20 protein-coding genes are annotated in these 19,182 nt (G+C 42.8%); 14 read left to right on the plus strand and 6 right to left on the minus strand.

Annotated elements, in window-relative coordinates:
• Positions 1 to 193: 193 nt before the first annotated feature.
• Complete coding sequence (locus GC093_RS04210; protein ID WP_171650591.1) at positions 194 to 559, plus strand: MerR family transcriptional regulator; 366 nt, start codon at positions 194 to 196, stop codon at positions 557 to 559.
• 44 nt (positions 560 to 603) lie between these two features.
• Positions 604 to 891 (plus strand): thioredoxin family protein, encoded by a 288-nt coding sequence (locus tag GC093_RS04215; protein ID WP_376768622.1) that lies wholly within the window; start codon positions 604 to 606, stop codon positions 889 to 891.
• Positions 892 to 1,006: 115 nt separating this feature from the next.
• Here GC093_RS04215 and GC093_RS04220 read toward each other — a convergent pair whose 3' ends face one another.
• A complete protein-coding gene (locus GC093_RS04220; protein ID WP_171650593.1) occupies positions 1,007 to 2,443 on the minus strand; it encodes a PAS domain-containing sensor histidine kinase in 1,437 nt (478 codons plus the stop codon).
• A 162-nt stretch (positions 2,444 to 2,605) separates the two neighbouring features.
• On the opposite strand from GC093_RS04220, the gene GC093_RS04225 reads away from it, so the two are divergent.
• The 4 genes from GC093_RS04225 to GC093_RS35670 all read left to right on the plus strand — a co-directional run bounded on the left by GC093_RS04225 (position 2,606) and on the right by GC093_RS35670 (position 6,107).
• Positions 2,606 to 4,156 (plus strand): SAM-dependent methyltransferase, encoded by a 1,551-nt coding sequence (locus tag GC093_RS04225; RefSeq protein ID WP_171650594.1) that lies wholly within the window; start codon positions 2,606 to 2,608, stop codon positions 4,154 to 4,156.
• A 70-nt stretch (positions 4,157 to 4,226) separates the two neighbouring features.
• Positions 4,227 to 4,562 (plus strand): DUF3892 domain-containing protein, encoded by a 336-nt coding sequence (locus tag GC093_RS04230; protein ID WP_171650595.1) that lies wholly within the window; start codon positions 4,227 to 4,229, stop codon positions 4,560 to 4,562.
• A 1,012-nt stretch (positions 4,563 to 5,574) separates the two neighbouring features.
• On the plus strand, positions 5,575 to 5,712 hold the full coding sequence (locus GC093_RS35665) for a hypothetical protein (protein WP_246313343.1): 138 nt from the start codon (positions 5,575 to 5,577) through the stop codon (positions 5,710 to 5,712).
• Between the two features lie 134 nt (positions 5,713 to 5,846).
• Positions 5,847 to 6,107: a hypothetical protein gene (locus tag GC093_RS35670; RefSeq protein WP_246313345.1), complete on the plus strand. Its 261-nt coding sequence runs from the start codon at positions 5,847 to 5,849 to the stop codon at positions 6,105 to 6,107.
• Positions 6,108 to 6,242: 135 nt separating this feature from the next.
• Here the strand turns inward: GC093_RS35670 and GC093_RS04240 are convergent, their stop codons facing one another.
• Both GC093_RS04240 and GC093_RS04245 read right to left on the minus strand, forming a co-directional pair.
• On the minus strand, positions 6,243 to 7,439 hold the full coding sequence (locus tag GC093_RS04240; RefSeq protein WP_171650596.1) for a response regulator: 1,197 nt from the start codon (positions 7,437 to 7,439) through the stop codon (positions 6,243 to 6,245).
• Positions 7,440 to 7,453: 14 nt separating this feature from the next.
• On the minus strand, positions 7,454 to 7,954 hold the full coding sequence (locus GC093_RS04245; RefSeq protein ID WP_171650597.1) for a sensor histidine kinase: 501 nt from the start codon (positions 7,952 to 7,954) through the stop codon (positions 7,454 to 7,456).
• A gap of 157 nt (positions 7,955 to 8,111) precedes the next feature.
• Between GC093_RS04245 and GC093_RS04250 the strand changes: the two genes are divergently transcribed.
• Entirely contained in the window at positions 8,112 to 8,672 is a 561-nt protein-coding gene (locus tag GC093_RS04250) for a GNAT family N-acetyltransferase (protein ID WP_171650598.1), read from the plus strand.
• A 150-nt stretch (positions 8,673 to 8,822) separates the two neighbouring features.
• Here GC093_RS04250 and GC093_RS04255 read toward each other — a convergent pair whose 3' ends face one another.
• Entirely contained in the window at positions 8,823 to 9,233 is a 411-nt protein-coding gene (locus GC093_RS04255; RefSeq protein WP_171650599.1) for a VOC family protein, read from the minus strand.
• Positions 9,234 to 9,373: 140 nt separating this feature from the next.
• On the opposite strand from GC093_RS04255, the gene GC093_RS04260 reads away from it, so the two are divergent.
• Complete coding sequence (locus GC093_RS04260; RefSeq protein ID WP_171650600.1) at positions 9,374 to 9,883, plus strand: GNAT family N-acetyltransferase; 510 nt, start codon at positions 9,374 to 9,376, stop codon at positions 9,881 to 9,883.
• 55 nt (positions 9,884 to 9,938) lie between these two features.
• Positions 9,939 to 10,844, plus strand: coding sequence for an ATP-dependent DNA ligase (locus GC093_RS04265; protein ID WP_171650601.1), 906 nt, complete (start codon positions 9,939 to 9,941; stop codon positions 10,842 to 10,844).
• A gap of 108 nt (positions 10,845 to 10,952) precedes the next feature.
• Here the strand turns inward: GC093_RS04265 and GC093_RS04270 are convergent, their stop codons facing one another.
• Both GC093_RS04270 and GC093_RS04275 read right to left on the minus strand, forming a co-directional pair.
• The gene (locus GC093_RS04270; RefSeq protein WP_246313353.1) at positions 10,953 to 12,524 is read right to left on the minus strand and encodes a sensor histidine kinase; all 1,572 of its coding nucleotides are present in this window, start codon (positions 12,522 to 12,524) and stop codon (positions 10,953 to 10,955) included.
• Entirely contained in the window at positions 12,517 to 13,194 is a 678-nt protein-coding gene (locus GC093_RS04275) for a response regulator transcription factor (protein WP_376768627.1), read from the minus strand. Before GC093_RS04275 ends, GC093_RS04270 begins: the two co-directional genes overlap by 8 nt.
• Before the next feature lie 221 nt (positions 13,195 to 13,415).
• Between GC093_RS04275 and GC093_RS04280 the strand changes: the two genes are divergently transcribed.
• The 5 genes from GC093_RS04280 to nikC all read left to right on the plus strand — a co-directional run bounded on the left by GC093_RS04280 (position 13,416) and on the right by nikC (position 19,158).
• Entirely contained in the window at positions 13,416 to 14,126 is a 711-nt protein-coding gene (locus GC093_RS04280; protein WP_171650602.1) for a DUF421 domain-containing protein, read from the plus strand.
• Between the two features lie 187 nt (positions 14,127 to 14,313).
• Positions 14,314 to 15,654, plus strand: a complete 1,341-nt coding sequence (locus GC093_RS04285; protein ID WP_171650603.1) for a M20/M25/M40 family metallo-hydrolase — start codon at positions 14,314 to 14,316, stop codon at positions 15,652 to 15,654.
• 52 nt (positions 15,655 to 15,706) lie between these two features.
• Positions 15,707 to 17,242 (plus strand): glutathione ABC transporter substrate-binding protein, encoded by a 1,536-nt coding sequence (locus tag GC093_RS04290; RefSeq protein WP_171650604.1) that lies wholly within the window; start codon positions 15,707 to 15,709, stop codon positions 17,240 to 17,242.
• Between the two features lie 68 nt (positions 17,243 to 17,310).
• Entirely contained in the window at positions 17,311 to 18,231 is a 921-nt protein-coding gene (gene nikB / locus GC093_RS04295; protein WP_171650605.1) for a nickel ABC transporter permease, read from the plus strand.
• Positions 18,232 to 18,246: 15 nt separating this feature from the next.
• A complete protein-coding gene (nikC, locus tag GC093_RS04300) occupies positions 18,247 to 19,158 on the plus strand; it encodes a nickel transporter permease (protein ID WP_171650606.1) in 912 nt (303 codons plus the stop codon).
• The last annotated feature ends 24 nt before the right edge of the window (positions 19,159 to 19,182 follow it).

Here is a 19,182-nt window from a genome sequence, read left to right on the forward strand (position 1 = left end):
AGTTAGTTGATTTCGTATGGATTACTTTATCAAATACCTAGTAAAAAGTAACTCGAACCCTGTCGGGGAAAAAATGTTCTTCTAAAGGGTTCATTTTTTGTTCAAATATTTGCATAATAAAAAACGCTTGACCCTGACACTACTGTCAGACTTTATACTAGTAATAAGCCATTCTCATACCCGGGGGATTGTAATGAAGATAGGTGAACTTTCGCGATTGACAGGTGTCAGCATCCGCTCGCTGCGGTATTACGAAAAACAGGGATTAATTGCATCGGTACGCCTAACCAATGGATACCGCGATTTCAGCCCACTCACCGAGGAAACGGTGAAGACGATCAAATTATATTTAAATCTAGGATTGACTACAGAACAGATTGCGGGATTTTTGAATTGCGTGCTTCAGAATAAAGAGGCGTTCTGTACAGAGGTCATGCCGATTTATAATCAGAAACTCGAAGAGATCGAACGGCAAATCATCGAGTTGAATCAAATCAGAGCCAATCTCCTGGATCGCATGGCTTACGTGCGGCTTGAAGGGGGAGCAAATAACAGATAGGAAGGTGAGGGAAAATGGCTCTAACCATTGCGCAAAATGACGCCATGCTGAAGTCAATACTTCGTGAAGGTGTAGTTCTTGTCGACTATGGCGCACCATGGTGTCCGCCCTGTAAGACTTTACTCCCCATATTGGAAGAGATAGATCTGGAAATGACTGGAAAAGTCCGAATAGTGAAAGTGAACTGCGAGGACTTACCTGTATCCGCCGCTGAAGCCGGCGTCATGGGCATGCCAACGGTTATTGTTTATAAAGAAGGGCAGCCTTTAGAAAAAGTCGTGGGGCTCCGACCCAAAGCGCAGTATCGAAATATGCTTGAAAAGCATTTGTGAAACCGAGTGGACTAGGTAAGATGTGAAACAGTGATTAGATTGGAAGGAAAAGGAAGAAGAGCGAGGGGCTGCATTGCTGGGCTCTCGCTCTTCTTATTGGTTGCGATGAACATCATCAGGGTGTAACAGTCACAGGCAATACGACATCAATTGTCGTTCCTACACCCATACAGCTGTTGATATACAGATTTCCTTGATGGGCCTCAATAATTTTATAACACATCATCAAACCTAAGCCTGTCCCTTTTTCTTTGGTTGTATAGAAGGGTTCTCCCAGCCGTTGGATCAAGTCCTCAGGAATGCCGTCCCCCTGATCAATTAAGCGAATGAGGAGATGATCTTCATTTTGCATATGGGCAACGATATGGATTTCTCCACCCTCAGGCATGGCTTCAATGGCATTTTTCAAGAGGTTAATGAACACCTGTTTAATTTGTATTTCGGAACATGGAAGAAGGGGAAGATGATCTTCTATCTCCACTTTTATTTGGACGTTATACAAGATAGCTTGGGAGTCTAACAAGGTAATTACGTTTTGAATCATAGTTGTAATATTATTACTTTGGAAATTCGTAACCTGTGGCTTTGCAATAATCAAAAACTCGCTAACAATACAGCTGATTCGGTCTATTTCAGGTATCATGATGTCATAGTAGTCATTTTTAGAGCCTGATTGCATTAATTGTAAAAATCCGCGTAATGAGGTCAAAGGATTGCGAATTTCGTGGGCCAGCCCCGCCGCTAATTGGCCGACAACATTTAGCTTATCGGACTTTCGCAGAAATTCCTCCGTCCTTTTACGCTCGCTAATATCTCGGGTTGTACCAGCTAATGCAATGACATTGCCCGCTTTATCCTTAATAGGGGATACGGTTACACACACATGGATTATTTCTCCGTCTTTTCGCTGCCTAATAGTTTCACGATTCGTAATCTTCTCTCCGGCTTGTAATTGCTTACATATAACTTCAAGGTCGTTCTTCATATGTTCGGGGAATATCGGTACTGTTTTTCCGACAAGCTCTTTCTCAATCCAGCCGAATATTTGTTGAAAAGCACGGTTCACCCGAATTACTTTACCTTCCGTATCTGTGATACATATGCCATCGGCAGAATTTTCAATTAAAGATTCCAACAATTCCTTGGTTGCTCTAAGTTCTTCCTCTGCTCTCTTTCGTTCGGTAATATCCACGCAGGATGCAATCACTTCGACTACCTTGCCAGATTTCCGGATCGGTCTTAACGAAGCCAGATAGTAAACCCCTTCAATCTCACCTTCATAGGTAATATTCTCTTCACCATGCCATGCGCGATTATAAAATGATTCTTTGTACGCCGCGATTTCAATAGAAAGAATATCCTTAAGCTCCCTCCCTACAATGTCTTGAGGGGTCAGTTTCATTTTTGACAATAAATTTCCTGTGCAGAACGTATGTATAAATCGACCCTTTACTTGTTTAACCTTAAAAGTCATCCCTTGCTGTTCTCGTAAAGTTTCCTCAAGTTCTAGTTGTGCAAATTGTAAGAGCTTACTCGTCGTCCATTTATCCATATGTTCTCTCCCATGGTAGCATTGTTTAAATATTACATTCGACGACTCAGACACAATTCCTTTCGCCTTGTTGGGGTTGTTTCAAAGCATGCACAAGCTTATGATATATTCATATCAATCCGACACAGGTGATAAGAAACTTAGTAAAGTAGGTTCTAATGGATGACACATACCGATCAACAAATTTACCGCTTCAGTGAAGCACCGATATGGGAGCTTCAGCGATCCTATTATGAAGAGCAGGGGATCAATGCTTGGCAGAGCGAAGAAGTGCCGCAGTACATTACGAATAATCCAATTATTGCGTTGGCTTATGCGGAAATTATATTTGGATTTCTTCAAGATAGAGCCAGGTTAGGCGATACGTCTGCACCCGTTACGATTCTGGAGCTTGGAGCGGGTTCAGGGCGATTAGCGTTTCATATCCTCAAAGAGCTATGTGAGTTAAGGGATTATGCGGGCATTCTGATTCCTTCTTTTCGTTATGTAATGAGTGATTTAGCTGGCTCCAATATCTCCTATTGGCAGCAGCATCGGAGCTTGTACCCTTTTGTTCAGAAAGGGATTTTGGATTTCGCACAATTCGATGCCGTGCAGGATACGGAGCTCAGCTTGACGCAATCTAACGTCTTCATAAGACCTGGTGATTTGGAGCAGCCTCTGCTGATTATCGGCAATTACTTTTTTGACAGTATCCCTCAAGAACTGCTGTATGTGGATGAAGGCAAGGTTTATGAGTGTGACGTTTCCCTGCAGTTTCCGGATGGGGCCGCCGATATTAGCACATCGGATAAACTGAAGCAAGTCCTCCCCGAGTATCATTATCGCAGGGCAAGCATATACGAGCAGGACTCCTATCCGTACCACGACGTTATAGAGCTGTATAGGCAAAAGCTGGAGGATTCCCATGTTCTCTTTCCAGCCGTAGGACTGGCATGTTTAGAACGACTTAGTCAATTGTCGCAAGAAGGCTTTCTGCTGCTTACAGCCGATAAAGGCGACCATCGACTAGAGAGCTGGGAATATGTCGAGGCGCCTAAGCTGATCCATCACGGAAGCTTCTCCTTGGAGGCTAACTACCATGCCATTCAACATGTTTATGAACAAAAGGGTGCGGAGACTTTATTCACGACGCATCAGTATAACAACTTAAATGTAGGCTGTATTTTCATGCTTCAAGACCCTAGAAGCTATGCCCATTCCCGTCTCGCTTATCGACGGTTTGTAGATCGTTTTGGACCGGATGATTTTTTTAATATGAAAGAATGGTTTGATGAGCATTTGGAACAAATGGAGCTATCCCAGCTTCATTCTTATTGGAAATTGGGCAGCTATGATGCTCAATTATTCCTTCAGAGCGCCAAGCGCATTTCGAAGCTGCTTCCAACTAGTAATGAGAAAGAAATGAACGACATTCGCAACGGGATCCATCTGATGTGGAAGGGTTACTACCCTATGGAGGAGAAGCATGATTTAGCTTTAGACTGTGGTATGCTTTTGTATCAGATGGACTTATATGAGGATGCGTTAGCCTTCTTTGAACGTTCATCAAGTGAGTCTAAGGCGGAATCCTCTGTACTTTATAGTATGGCCATATGCTGCTATGAGGCTGGTATTCATGATGATGCAAGGGAGTATGCTCATAGAGCTTTAGCCATGGAGCCTGAGCATGAAGAGGCTTTGGAGCTATTGATGCTATTGAATGTAAAATAAAGGTTGAGTTAAGAATAAAATCTAATAATTGAAGTGACTTCTGTGCATCATAACAGACGAGGTGGTTATGATGAATCAAGGTCCAACGAATGAAAATCAAAATTACGAACAAATTTATCAAGAGTATAGACAACAGGGTGAAATGCAAGCAGAGCAAGATCAAATGCAGACCGCGACTACAGACGGCAAAGAGCATATCGTAGCCGTACGTAAAAACAATGACGGCGACATTATTGCGATTCAAACGTCGGCAGGGCGTGAACTCGATTATGTAACTGCTTTGAGCGAGGCGAAAGCAGGTGCTCTGGCCAATGTGGATGTGTACCATCGCTATGGCCGCGATATTCTGCGAAGCGAACCTGACGGTGTTAAAGAGAACAATCTGGATAATCTGCCTACGTTTTAGCGAACATTCTAGTGTAAACCCTAATGAGCCTGAGATTCTTGGGCTCTCTTTTCTAGTTGCGGTTGACCGAACGGAACCTAAGGAGGTATGAGAGGGCGGGAGTTAAATACTCCCTCCTACTCGATTTTTATTAAACAGATTGGATTGGAATTTATTGGAATATCAAAATTGGGAAATATCGAAATATATTTAAAAGTTGTTATACGAATAAGGTGCAAAGATACGAGTCCGAATAAGTGGATAAGAACGCTTGTACGTGAAGGGAAATAAAGGTAAAATATAAATACAATTGAATCTTTGGTGGGCATGGTTTCTCCTCAAAATGAGGCGAAGTCATAGGAGCGAGGGAAGTTTGGATTGTTTACTAGTGATCTTTTAATATACATTAACTAAAACAATAAAAGAGAGTAAAAACCCACCCGAAGATTATGAGCCGAAGGTGGGTTTTCGTTTTCTTAAAGCTTAAATTTTAGGGTGGAAATGAGGTTCAGAACCGAAATCAGCGCTTGACGAAATCATTCGATTTCGGCTCCATACCCAACTCAGCGTTTGACAAGACCTTACGAACGGCAATGACAGCACACAAGACATTATTCGAGAAGCTGTTGCCTACCCTCAAATCCTGCATTTATACAGCCTTTTAGCCGCTATATCGGCAGTCTTGGTGAATTCATGCAAATGTACGGTTTTTTTCCATTCTTAGCTGAAACCGGACCGCTTTTCATTAAATTACTGTACTTTCGCAGTTCTTCCCCCTTACAAGCAAATTTCAGTAAATAATAACTGCATGTTTGCAGGATTGTGCAGGCAGAGATCATCGGAAGAAGGAAGGTCAAATCCTGATTTTGAGATTGAACCGGATATGATTGAAAAAAACTAATTTTGTATCAGCAATTTCAGAATGAGTGATAGAAGCAGCAGTCAGGGAACATCTCCAGGATTAGATGGATGTAATAACACGGATATACCACATGACAAGAGGCAACTATCATCAATTATAAGGGGGGATATCATGGAGTATGTAAGAGATTATGCGATGTATACAGCTATTTTCGGCATATTTAGTTTTAGTTGGTTTGGTTGGGCTCAGGAGAATCCTAGAAAAAGCTGGCGTAAGTATATTGGGATTGCATCTGCAACTGCATATTAATAGGTATAGTCGGTATTTATTTAAGTATTACACATTGGCATGATCGCACAGCACTGTCGGATTCGGATGTATTCAAAAATTATATCATTTTCGTAATTATTGAGTTTTTATTAGCAGCAATAGGTGCTTTCATCTTGATAAAATTTAAACGTACTGATTATGTTGCTCCATGGATTGCTTTTATTGTAGGCGTTCATTTTTTCTGGTTAAAAAGTGTTTTTAATGATTCGAGTTTATATATTTTAGGCATACTCCTCGTTGGAGTTGCATTAATTTCATTTTTTATATCCAAAAAATTAAACGTTGCTAATAGTGCTATCACAGGTATTGGCGCTGGCACAGTGCTGTTCTGTTTTGCCATATTAGGATGGACTCGGTTCTTAATAAGCTCTTAGAAGAGGCCGGCAATTTGGACCTGATGAAGTTTTCATTAATAAGGGACCCCATTCCAGTCTAGATTGATCTAGACAAGAATGGGGTCCCTTCTCTGAGAGAGGCCATTCTAAAATAAGCTTCCAATGTTACGCGTACTATTTCATTGCTCGGAAAGAAACCTTGGTTCCGACATCCGGACTGCTGTCTATCTGAAGCCCACAGCCATACAGCTGCTTCAGCCTCCGTTCTGTATTAAGCAAGCCGATTCCACGGCTACTCGGTGATTGCTGATCCAGCAAAGTCCACAGCTTCTCTTCTTTTATACCCACACCATCATCGGCTATTGTAATTACGATATATTCCTCATGGTCCATGATGAGGATTTGTACCGTTCCACCACGGGAGCGCTTAGTAATGCCATGTCTGACGGCATTCTCGACAAGAGGCTGGATCGACAGCGGGGGAACGTCAATCTGGATATTCGGGTCGACTTCCCAAATGACATTAAGACGTTCCTCGAAACGCTCGCTCTCAATGAACAGATAGGAGCGATCAAGATCCAATTCGTGGTTAAGAGGTACCAGCAGCTTCTCGGTATTAGCAAATTGAAAGCTTGTTCTTAAGTAATTTCCGAACGCTTCCAGCAAGAGACGCATCCTTGTTGTGTCAAACTCACTTAAGGCGGCTATGGAATTTAACGTATTAAATAGAAAATGCGGTTGTATCTGCGCCTGCAGCCACGCCGCTTCGATGCGAAGCCGCGCTCTTATAGAGGCTTTGAGCTCAGTTAAAGCTTTCACGCGCGACTTTAATTCAGCGGCTTCCACGGGCTTCATGACATAATCATTGGCTCCAGACTGAAAGCCGGCCTGTATATCCTCCGAACGACTGCGTGCAGTCAATAGTAGAATCGGAAGCTCGGAGATAGAAAAACGTTCCCGAATGGTCCTCGTAAGTTCATATCCGGACATCTGTGGCATCATCACGTCTGATATGATTAAGTCCAAGACTTGCGTATCCAGAATGGATAGCGCCTCCTTGCCGCTTGATGCGGTGACGACATCATAGTTATCGGAAGATAGCAGGCTGCTGAGAATACTTAAATTTATCGCATCATCATCTATTGCCAATATCCGTGGGCGATCAGTTCTATTTAACACATTCGGAGGCTTAACCGCTGTAAGTTCTGCTGCGGGCAGGTAAGATGAGACGGCTGTCTCTGCATAGACAAGCGGTACCGCAATCGTTTCCTCCACTAAGGAAGGTTCCGCCAGCTCCAGAGCAAAGGTAAATACCGATCCTTGACTTGGGATGGAACTGACCTCAAGCTTGCTGCCATGCAGCTCAACCAAATGCCTTGCTATACTTAAACCGAGCCCATTCCGCCTCCGATAGCCGTAATTCTGGAATCCCCCTGCTCATAGGGCTGGAAAATGATTTGAAGCGTCTCTTCGTCCATTCCGATGCCGGTATCCTCAACAAAGATGCGCACATGCCCAGTCGCGACTGCTGCCCGGATGGTCACTCTTCCTTCATTCGTAAATTTCACAGCATTGTGCAACAGGTTGAATAGAATCTGGATCATTCTATTCTCATCTGCAATCACGTAAGGAAAAGTATCCGGAATGTTATTAATCAACTGTAACGGCTTTCCTTGTGTCATAAAACGCAACATATCGATTACCCCCGAGGCTATGCCTTGAAGCCGGAGATTACGCTTATAGAGAATGATTCCACTCTCACGTAGTCGGTTCATATCTAATAGATCGTTTAGCATGTAGGACATGCGTCGACCCACCATGCGTATTCCGGTTAGGATGAGTACGTATAGTCCAAGAATGAGAATAATTTTACGTTTTGTCATCATAATAAATAATTCTATAAATAACGAGATGCTCCTTCAAAATACGGAACTTCCATTAAATGTTAGGGAAGGATTTTCATGCTCTTAAGGGTAATATAATTAATCAGGCATTTTTATAAGTTGGAGAAACGCCAATTACTACTAGAAATGAGTGAAGACCATGGCGGTGAACTATCAAACGACTGCAGAGTGGGATGAAGCATTGTGGCTTAAAGCTGAGCGGGTGTACGAGGAGGCGTTTCCTGAACACGGGAGGAAAAATCGATCGATCATCCAACGCATGTTCAAAAGAGAACTCTGTACGCTGCATACTTGGAGTGAGTGTACAGAAGTGGTTGCTATGGCCCTCACAGCGATCAATAGAAATGCAAAGGTACTTATCATCGACTATATTGCAGTTCGTCAAGACCAGCGCGGCAAGGGCTTAGGCCGAAAATGTATAGAAGACATTCGAGCTTGGGCAAAAAGCACCGCAGATTGCCGAGGTATCGTGATAGAGGTTGAAGCTGAACCGACTAAGGAAAATGCGGAACGTATCCAGTTTTGGGAAAAAGTCGGATTTCATTTGACGGAATATGTGCATCCCTATATTTGGGTTCCTGAGACCTATCGAGCCATGTACTTGGGCTTTGATGCTGATGCTGCGCTACAGGATGACGGTAAAATTCTGTTCAATTACATTACCGAATACCATGAAAAGGCGTATCGTGGGAAAAAGTAGCAGGCTTAATCAGAATCAGAATCAGAATCAACGTCATCATCTAAAGCTAAAGCCATTCAGTTAAGGCTTCGCCAATGTAAAACAGCCAAAAGCACGATATTCATGCTCCTGGCTGCCGCGATAAGGTTGATAGGATTTAGGAAGGTTGAATCAAGATTGACCTGTTTTAGGCTCGGTGGTGATCATCCACAATACGCCGAATTTATCTTCGATTTGCCCGAACAGCGCACCCCAGAATGCCTCTCCCAACGGATGCTTCACGTTGCCGCCTTCCGCAAGCTTGCCGAAGGCTTCATAGGCTTCTTCTTCTGTTGAGAATTCCAGACACAAATGGATAGCATTGCCGTGTTGAATAGGCTCGAATACGGAATCACACATCAGGATGTTAACCCCCGCAGCCATCAGACTCAAGTGCAAGATTCTGTCCTTGTTCGTTTCATTTGCATCCGGAAGTTGTCCAAACGTCATAATGGATTGGATCTCTCCGCCAAGAGCATTCGTGTAGAACTCAGCTTGAGATCTTGCGTCCTCGGAAAAAATATAAGGCGTGTGTTTTGCCATAATTAGAACATCCTTTCATCCTTTGATTTCATCCTTATTATACCCTATGCCTAATGTTAGAATTTCTTATGGATTGCTATAAAGCATTTCTTAATGTTTCATATTGGAAGATAGAATACTAATTTGAGGTGAGTGTACAGATGATTAGTCATGTGATAAATGAAGAAATCAAATCTATTGGAGAACCACTAGACGAGCTTGCGGCTCTTCTAATACAAGTAGTTGAAAATGGTGCATCGATTGGCTTCTTGCCTCCTTTAACGCTATCAGAGGCTAAACAATATTGGGAACATGTATTGAATCCTGATGTTATTCTATTTGTCGCAAAAATAAATAACCAGATAGTCGGAAGTGTCCAGCTGCATTTAAGTACGAAGCAGAATGGCGGTCATAGAGCTGAGATTGCCAAATTAATGACACACCCGAATTATCGTCGTAAAGGTATCGGCCGTTCACTTATGGAAATGGCTGAAGAAAGAGCGAAGCAGGAAGGCAGAACGTTATTAGTTCTTGATACCAGAGAAGGAGACCCTTCTAATGATCTTTATATTTCCATAGGTTATATTCCAGCTGGACGTATTCCAAATTATGCGAAATCTGCTAGCGGCGAGCTACATGCAACTATTTATTACTATAAAAATATTCAATAGAATCTTAGTTTAGAGCAAGCATAGGATGGAACAATGGTGTAATGAGGTGGTTTAAATGCTTTTTACACGAATCAAGCCAATGGCTCTAAGCGTAGGTAAGGAGCCATTCGATGATGATCATTTCATCTATGAGCCCAAATGGGATGGATGGCGTATTCTTTTGCATAAGCAGGGTGAACGCGTTGAAGCTTATACGTACAATGGGAAGATTGTAACAGAGAAGTTTCCTGAGTTGAAGGAAGCTTCAAATGCAATCAAAGCGCACACAGCTATTTTGGATAGTGAGGGAATTGTATTGCGGAGTGGCAGGCCTGTTTTTGATGATTTTACCTATCGGGGGCGGCTGAGTAATTCCATGCGGATTAAGCAGGCTGTTCATACACATCCTGTATCGTTTGTTGTTTTTGATGTTTTGTATACGGATAGGGAGCACATGAAAGAACCATTAATGGAGAGGAAGCAGCGGTTAAGTGAAATGGTTGTTAACTCACCTTCAATAATGCCTACGATGTATTTAGCGGGTCAGGGCAAGGCTTTGTTTGAATTGACTAAAGAACATAACATGGAAGGGATTGTAGCAAAGAGGATAGATTCCAGGTATTTACCGGATACAAGAAGTAGTGATTGGCTGAAGATCAATCATGTCAAAACTGTGGATGTGCTTATTCTGGGCTATAGAACAAATCCATTTGGACTTGTTATTGGTTTGAATTTTAGAACAGTGAGGAACAAGCCGGTTGGTGTTGTGGAAGATGGGTTTGAGCAGCAGGATAAACAACAGTTCTTAGAGCTTGCACAACAGCTTCATTCGTCTCAGGATCAGAAGACACAATGGATTCAACCAGGTTTATGCTGCCGAATAGAGTATCTCGAGCGAACGGACATGCATCAGTTGAAAGCTACGGTGTTTAAGGGATTATTGTTTGATAAAAGGCCAGAGGATTGCATATGGATATCATAGTTGTTTTGTACAAGGGATGTTGAGAAGTGGGGGAGACCGTAGATGCCGTAGAGACCGTAGGTTGCAGGCAGACAGTCTCCCCTTTTAATTCTGATGAGAAATAAAGATTTAAGCTAGCTTTAACTTAATGTAAAATACTAACTCGCCATCTTGCTGCTCGACCCCTATGGAGCCTTCGTGCGCCTCAACAATGCTTTTGGCAATGGCGAGCCCTAGACCAGAACCGCCAGTCTGTGAGGAGCGGGAAGCATCCACTCGGAAAAACCGGTCGAACAACTCTTCAAGCTCCTGCTCGGTCAGCTCTTCAGCCATGTTGCCGATTCGGACGATACCATATCGTTGCTCCTTGACCATACTAATCGAGATGACGCCTGGCTTTGGACTGTATTTTAATGCATTGCCCAGCAGGTTCTCGAAAACTCGGATCATCTGATCGACATCAATGTTTACGAATATTTTCTCCTTTGGGATATTACGTGACAGAATAATTTGCTGTTCTTCAGCTGGTGTTACGAACTCCTCCAGAAGCTGCTCAAGTAAATCATTGAGGGCAATGCCTGTTTTATTCAATGGAACATCCTGATGAGTCAGTTTCGTATAAATAAATAAGTCATCGATTAGTGAATTAAGCTTTTCTGATTTATTGTAGGCGATGTTAAGGTATGTTTGAGCTTGCTGTTCGTTTTCGTAATTCTTATCATTAAGCAGACGCAGGTAGCCAATGATCAGCGTTAACGGTGTACGAAGATCATGCGAAACGTTGGTAACCAGCTCATTTTTTAGACGTTCGGCTCTCCGCTCTTCTTCGATTTTCATCTGCAGCTGTTCCGCCATCAAATTCATATTTTTAGCTAGGGAGCCTAGCTCATCATCACTGCGTTCCGCGACCCTGGAATTCAGATTTCCGGTTGAAATGGTAATTAGCCCTCCAGCCAATTCTTCAATATAGCGCATTTTCTGCTGGGTCAAAAAGTAGAAAAGGACAATAAAAAAGATAATGGAGCTGACCGTTGTAAAAGGACTTTGTCCTCGTGTGTAGTTAATGTTCGGTTCCGGAATGCCGCTGACGATCAAATAAGAGGGCTGCCCCTTATAAGTAACAGGATACAGGCTCGATGTCTCTTGCCGTAATTTCTTCTCCCGTTGGGTGTCAATCGAATTGCGAATCGATTTATGAATGTCTACGCTGGTTTCAGTTGAATTGGAGCTTTGGAATAAAACCTTGCCTGTGAGATCGGTGACCTTAATTTTGTATCGATTCATGGAGCTTTCACGTTTGACTTGCTCAGTAAAGTTGTGATCCCGCTCCTTTTCCCCATTCATTTGTGATTCAGGCGTCTCTGCTTCATCATGACTACGATATTCATGGCTCAGTACCTCACCCAGACTCTTCGCTGTATTATCGATACGCTGTACACCAGATTCGTAATCAATGACAGGTTCTTTCTGGATTCCGCCAAATACAGCGGAGCTTAGGGAGTAGAAAATGAGCGATGCAGCCAGGCAAAAGGCAAAAGCGACCATTAGCTGCAGGCGCAGGCTTTTTGCAACCTGCTTTTTGAGTATGTGGTATAAGTCCATGGCTAGTAGGATCAAGGCACGCAATAAGTTAAACGGAAACCAGGTGAAAGGGAATCGATTTAAACGGGATGTTGGATGTAAGTACGGATGTTTACTCAACTTTGTAGCCAACCCCCCAGATTGTTTTGATGTATTTAGGCTTCCGGGGATTGGCTTCTATTTTCTCGCGTATTTTACGGATATGGACCATGACGGTATTGTTGGAATCGAAGTAAGCTTCCTGCCAGACCGTTTCGTAAATCTTCTCAATGCTCCACACGACACCGCGATGGCGAGCTAAAAGCTCCAGTATGGCAAATTCGCGCGGCGTTAGCTTAATAATGCGGCTGTCCAGCTTCACTTCGTGGGTCTGGGTATTGATGAGCAGCTCGTCCACCTCGATTTCATGCTCTTTGCTGGCTTGTGTGATGTTGAGGCGGGTGTATCGGCGCAGCTGCGACTTAATGCGGGCAATCAACTCTAACGGATTGAATGGTTTGGCCAGATAGTCATCGGCACCGCTGCTTAAACCCATGATTTTATCCATATCCTGACCTTTGGCTGAGAGCATGATAATAGGCATATTTTTGTGCTCACGGATTTTGAGGCAGGCTTCAATCCCATCCATTCGCGGCATCATAATATCCAGCACGATCAAATCGACCTCCTCTTTTTGTAAAATGTTCAAAGCGGCTTCCCCATCAAATGCGCGCAGAAGCAGATAGCCTTCATTTTTTAAATAAATTTCCAACAGATCGATAATTTCCTTCTCATCGTCGACAAGAAGTATGGTTTTTTGAGCTGCGATACGGGTTTCCTCCTCAATGCTTCATATGTATAGCTTTAATATAGACGCAAGTTCTTAAACAATTCTCAGGGTATACCTTAATAATTTCTTAAGTGCATAAAAAAAGATGGAGATGAAGGTACAAACAGTAGCAATACTGATATTATGAATTTGGAATAAAAACCATTTTCAAAGGTAAACCTGTTCAATGAGGTGAGTCAATCATGCAAGAAAGTATGGATATTTTTTGGAGAACGATTTTAGCATTTGTAGCTTTATTGTTAATAGCAAGAGTTTTAGGAAAACAGACGGTCTCCAATATGACCTTCCATGATTTTGCGACGGGTATTACCCTTGGAGCAATTGCTGCTAATCTGGCGTTCAATGAGAAGATGCAAGCTTGGTATTTCATTCTGTCTCTGGCTGTGTTTACCCTTATTTCCTTCATCTTGTCTAAAGTAGCGCTTAAATTTCCGCACACAAGAAAATGGGTATCTGGGGGGCCCACAGTAATCATTGAGAAAGGAAAAATACTAGAGGATAACATGAGAAAATTACATTACACGTTGGATTCCCTCAATCAATCTTTGAGAGAGAAGGATGTATTTAATCTCGAAGAGGTTGACTATGCGATCTTAGAGACTAATGGGAAGCTATCGGTAAAGAAGAAGGATAAATATTTGGCTTTAATTAGAAAAGACATAAATCTAGTTAACTCAGGAGCTACAAGCTTTCCGATTGAAGTCATTATGGATGGTAAAATTATTAAGCCAAACTTAGCGGAAAATAATCTTTCTGAGCAATGGTTGATGTCACAAATCGAACAGAAAGGCAAGAAGCTTTCTGATATTTTCTATGCGGTAAAAACGACCAACGGAAATCTTGTACTGGATTATTATATAGATAATTTACAGCATCCTGTAGATAAAGAATAGGAGAATTGATAAAAAATTTTATCAATAACTGATAAAATTATAAATTATACATTCAATAAGTCGGGTGCTATACTTTTTACATAGAGTTTACAAACAGTATCTTGCCAATCTTTAGACGGAGGGGATCGGGAGAAAGAAGACTGTCCAAGACATACTTCTTCTAAGAAATACAGAGATGAGGACACATATGGAACTCGTATACCGCTATATCGAAGAGCATCAAGACATGTACGTGAAATGGTTGCAGGATTTATGTCAAATTCCAAGCGTCTCTACTCAAAACAGAGGGATTCAAGAAGCCTCTCAGATGGTAGCAGATTTCTTGAAGCAGCAGGGTGGTTGCACAGAAATTATCGCAACTACAGGCCACCCGGTTGTGTATGGTCATTTTTTTTCGGGCGATAAGAAAACGATTTCATTTTACAATCATTATGATGTCCAGCCGGAAGATCCAATCGAATCCTGGCATTGTGATCCATTCGCAGCCGAAATTCATGGAGACGTATTGACCGCCAGAGGCTCCGCAGATAATAAGGGCGCCCTTATGGCACGCATTTGCGCGATTCATGCTTACCAGCAGGTGTATGGAGAACTCCCCATTAATGTGAAATTCATTGTGGAAGGGGAGGAGGAGAAGGGAAGCCTTAACCTGCCTGATTTTATCGAGAAGCATCCAGATAAGGTGCAGGCTGATCTGTGTATCTGGGAGAATGGTATTATTTATTCGGATAAAAGCATCGAGCTCAAAATGGGAACAAAGGGAATTTTGTATATTGAACTGGCAGCAAAGGGAGCCAATTCGGATATGCACTCCTTGAATGCTGCAATTGTTGAGAATCCCGCTTGGCGATTGGTATGGGCATTAAGTACCTTGAAAGATCAAGAAGAGAAAGTTCTAATAGACAAATTCTATGATCGTGTCTTGCTAATATCGGACGATGAGAGAAAAATTCTTGAATCGATGGATTACCCGGAAGAAGAAACCTTGCAAAGGTACGGACTAAATCAATTTTTATTGAACTTAACTGGAACCCCATTAAAAGAGAAGCTCATCTTCCAGCCAACCTGCAATATTTGCGGTATTTACTCGGGCTATTCCGGGGAAGGCTCCAAAACAGTTCTACCTTCCGAAGCGAGAGCCAAGCTAGACTTCCGTTTGGTTCCGGATCAAGATCCTGAAGAAATTGTACAGCTGCTCAGAGAGCATCTGGATCGTCATGGCTTTGAGGATATTGAAATATTCGCCAGAAAGGGAACACGTGCCGCCAAAACGGATCCTGGTCATCCGCTTGTTGTTAAAGTGATGCAGGCTGCGGAAAAAGTAAGCGGGAAACCCCCGCAGAAGGTTCTAATGAACCCTGGCTCAGGGCCGATGTACCGGCTTTGTCAGCAGTTCGGTATCCCGACGGTTGGTTTCGGTGTTGGCAACAGCGATTCAAGGAAACATGCGCCTAATGAAAATATTTACGTGAGTGATTACATTTATGGTATCAAGATGGTAGCTGCGGTGATCCGCGAGTTTGCTTAAACCGGTCTTTTCATTTTTAATATAAATACATGTTAACGAGGGGGAAATTGTTTTGAAAAAGACTTCATTATTACTGGTTTTAGCATTTGTTCTTCTCCTATCTGCCTGTAGCAGCGGTTCGTCTGGAGGCGATAGCGCCGGTGTTTCTAAGGATTTAGTAGTTGCCCTTGGTTCTGAGCCGGTTACCTTGGATCCACAGGATACTAGCGACGGCATATCCAATAATGCGAACGAGCTGTTATTCGACAAGCTGGTTACCTTGGATAAAAACAATACGATTGTTCCTCAATTGGCTAAAGAATGGACCACATCTCCAGATGGAAAAAAGATCACTTTTAAACTTCGTGAAGGAGCAAAATTTCAAGACGGCACACCTGTTAATGCAGAAGCCGTAAAATTCACCTTTGACCGAGTTATTAACAAGGATAATAAGCTGAATCGCTATTCTTTATATGCGGAGTTTATTGATAAAGTTAATGTCGATAGCGAGTATCAAGTGAGCTTTGATCTGAAATTTCCTTTCGGCCCTGCATTGATTACCTTTGCACACACAAACGGCGGTATCCATAGCCCTAAGAACGTAAAAGAGAAGGGCAAAGAAGTTGGTAAATCCCCAGTTGGAGCCGGTCCTTACAAATTAAAGGAATGGGTTCCTGGCAACAAGGTTGTGTTTGAGGCTAATCCCGATTATTGGGGAGATAAACCAAAAATGAAAACCATTACGTTCAAAACGGTAGCTGAAAATTCCGCACGCTCCATCATGCTTGAAACCGGTGAAGCGGATATCATCGTTCCCGTTGTTACTTCCGATGTAGACCGTCTTAAAACAAATGACAAAATTAAAATCAATGTGGAGCCAAGCTCCAGAAACCTATACATGTCCATTAATACAACAAGAGCGCCATTCGATAATGTGAAGGCTCGCCAAGCGATCAACTATGCAGTAGATAAAGAAACGATTGTTAAGAAAATCATGTCCGGCCAAGCCAAAGTGGCTGAAGCGGCAATTGGTGATATGGTGTGGGGTTATTCCTCGGTAGGCGCATACCCGTACGATCCTGAGAAAGCGAAGCAATTGCTGGCAGAAGCAGGAGTTGCGCCAGGAACAACGTTAAAATTATGGACGCCGGACGGCCGTTATTTGATGGACCGCCAAATCGCCGAATATATTCAAGGCAACCTGCAGGCTGTAGGGTTTAAAGTCGAATACCGCAAATGGGAATTCGGTGCATTCCAAGAAGCAACTCGCGATCCGAAGGCTGAATTCAATTTGGCTTTGAACAGCTGGGGCACTTCCACGAATGACGCAGACTGGGGCTTGAGACCGATCTTGATGACCAAGGGCGCGAGTAACTATTCCAAGCTGTCTAATCCTGATTTGGATGTTCTAATTGATAAAGGGATGAAAACCGCTAACCCGGATGATCGTAAAAAGGTTTACGGCGATGCTCTTAAGCTGATCAAAGACCAAGCTCCTTGGATTTTCCTGCTCGATTACAAACAAACCTCAGGATATAAGAGCAATCTTGACAATGTATACAATTGGAATAACGAGCGACTTATCCTTCGTGATGTTGTGAAAAAATAACAAAAAGCTTTAGTAGAATAGGGGGAACTTGCATCCCCCTATTCTATTCTTGTAAAGGAGGCGCCAGGTTGTTTAGCTATATTATAAAGCGTGTACTGCAAATGATTCCTACTTTGATAGGTGTATCCATTCTCGTATTTATTCTGATCCACTCTGTTCCAGGAGATCCAGCCCGGCTAGTTGCCGGAAATGACGCCACCGAAGAAGACGTTGCAATGGTTCGAGAACGCTTAGGATTAAATCAGCCTTTGCATGTGCAATACGGAACGTATGTGGTCAACCTGGCAAAAGGTGATCTTGGAACATCGCTGCGCTCTGATCGGCCCGTGCTGACAGAAATTCTTACGAGATTCCCAACAACGATCATGCTTACCGTTATGGCCATTATCATTATGATTATTGTAGGTCTGTTTGCCGGGATTTTCTCTGCGACTAAGCCTAACAGTATAAGGGATAATGCAACGATGATGTTTTCTTTATTCGGTATTTCCATGCCGGTATTTTGGTTAGGACTCATGTTAATCTTAATTTTTTCCTATTATCTTCGTATACTGCCTTCCGGTGGCAGCGATGGGTTTAAGTATTTTATACTTCCTGCGTTTGCGATTGGATTGTCCTCATCTGCTATTTTGGCCCGTCTTACTCGCTCTTCCGTATTGGAAGTCATTCATCAAGACTTTGTTCGTACGGCTAGAGCCAAAGGGGTTAAGGAAAAAGTGGTTATCTACAAGCATACTTTGAAAAACGCACTAATTCCGATAATTACGATCATTGGTTTGGAATTTGGTCATTTATTGGGAGGAGCGGTACTAGCTGAGACGGTTTTCTCAATGAATGGGCTTGGACGTTATGTGATTCAATCGATTCAATTCCGTGATTATCCGGCGATTCAAGGCACAGTTCTTTTTATCGCAACCATATTTGTCATTGTAAACCTGATCGTCGATCTATGTTACAGCCTAGTCGATCCTAGGGTTAGATACGATTAAGAAAGGAGCAAATTCATGAGTCAGTCAGCATCGGCAGCACAAGTAGCACAAGTTGAAAGCAATCCATTTGAACAATCCTATACGCCGCGTTCGCCAATGCAAATGATGGTGAGCCGCTTCAAAAAAAATAAACGGGCTATGGTCGGACTATGGATGGTCACTATCTTTGTAATCGTCGCTCTGCTTGCGCGTTGGATTGCTCCTTACGATCCATTCGTTCAAAACATGGAGATCATGCTTGAATCTCCTACATGGAGCCATCCGTTCGGCACGGATGAATTCGGCCGGGATATTTTTTCGAGGGTCATATATGGAGCCCAGATTTCATTAATGATCGGGATTGTCGGTGTATTAATCTCCGTCATTCTCGGAGTAGCATTAGGTACAATATCCGGTTACTTCGGCGGATATATTGATTCTTTAATTATGCGTATCATGGACATATTCATGGCATTTCCTAGCTTTTTGTTGGCATTAGCCATCGTGAGCGTACTGGGACCAAGCATGATCAATGTGATGATAGCCATCGGTATTTTTTCAGTGCCGACCTTTTCCCGAATTTCTAGAAGCGCGGTCATTTCCGTGAAAAATAAAGAATATATTGAAGCCGCAAAAGCGATGGGCGCTACTAATGCACTCATTATATTTAAGCATGTGGTTCCAAACAGCATTGCGCCTATTATTGTTCTTTCCACACTGCGAATAGCTACAGCGATTTTGACAGCATCCGGTCTAAGCTTTCTGGGTATGGGTGCACAGCCTCCTACACCAGAATGGGGAGCCATGCTGAGCACCGGACGGGAATATCTGCGGACAGCTCCGCATGTAAGCACAATTCCTGGCTTGGCTATTATGTTCATGGTATTAGCCTTTAACATGCTGGGAGACGGTCTGCGGGATGCCTTGGATCCTAAGATGAAGCTGTAATTTTAGTTAAACGGAATAACTCTG

This window comes from Paenibacillus foliorum (assembly GCF_013141765.1).
GTDB lineage: Bacteria > Bacillota > Bacilli > Paenibacillales > NBRC-103111 > Paenibacillus_S > Paenibacillus_S foliorum.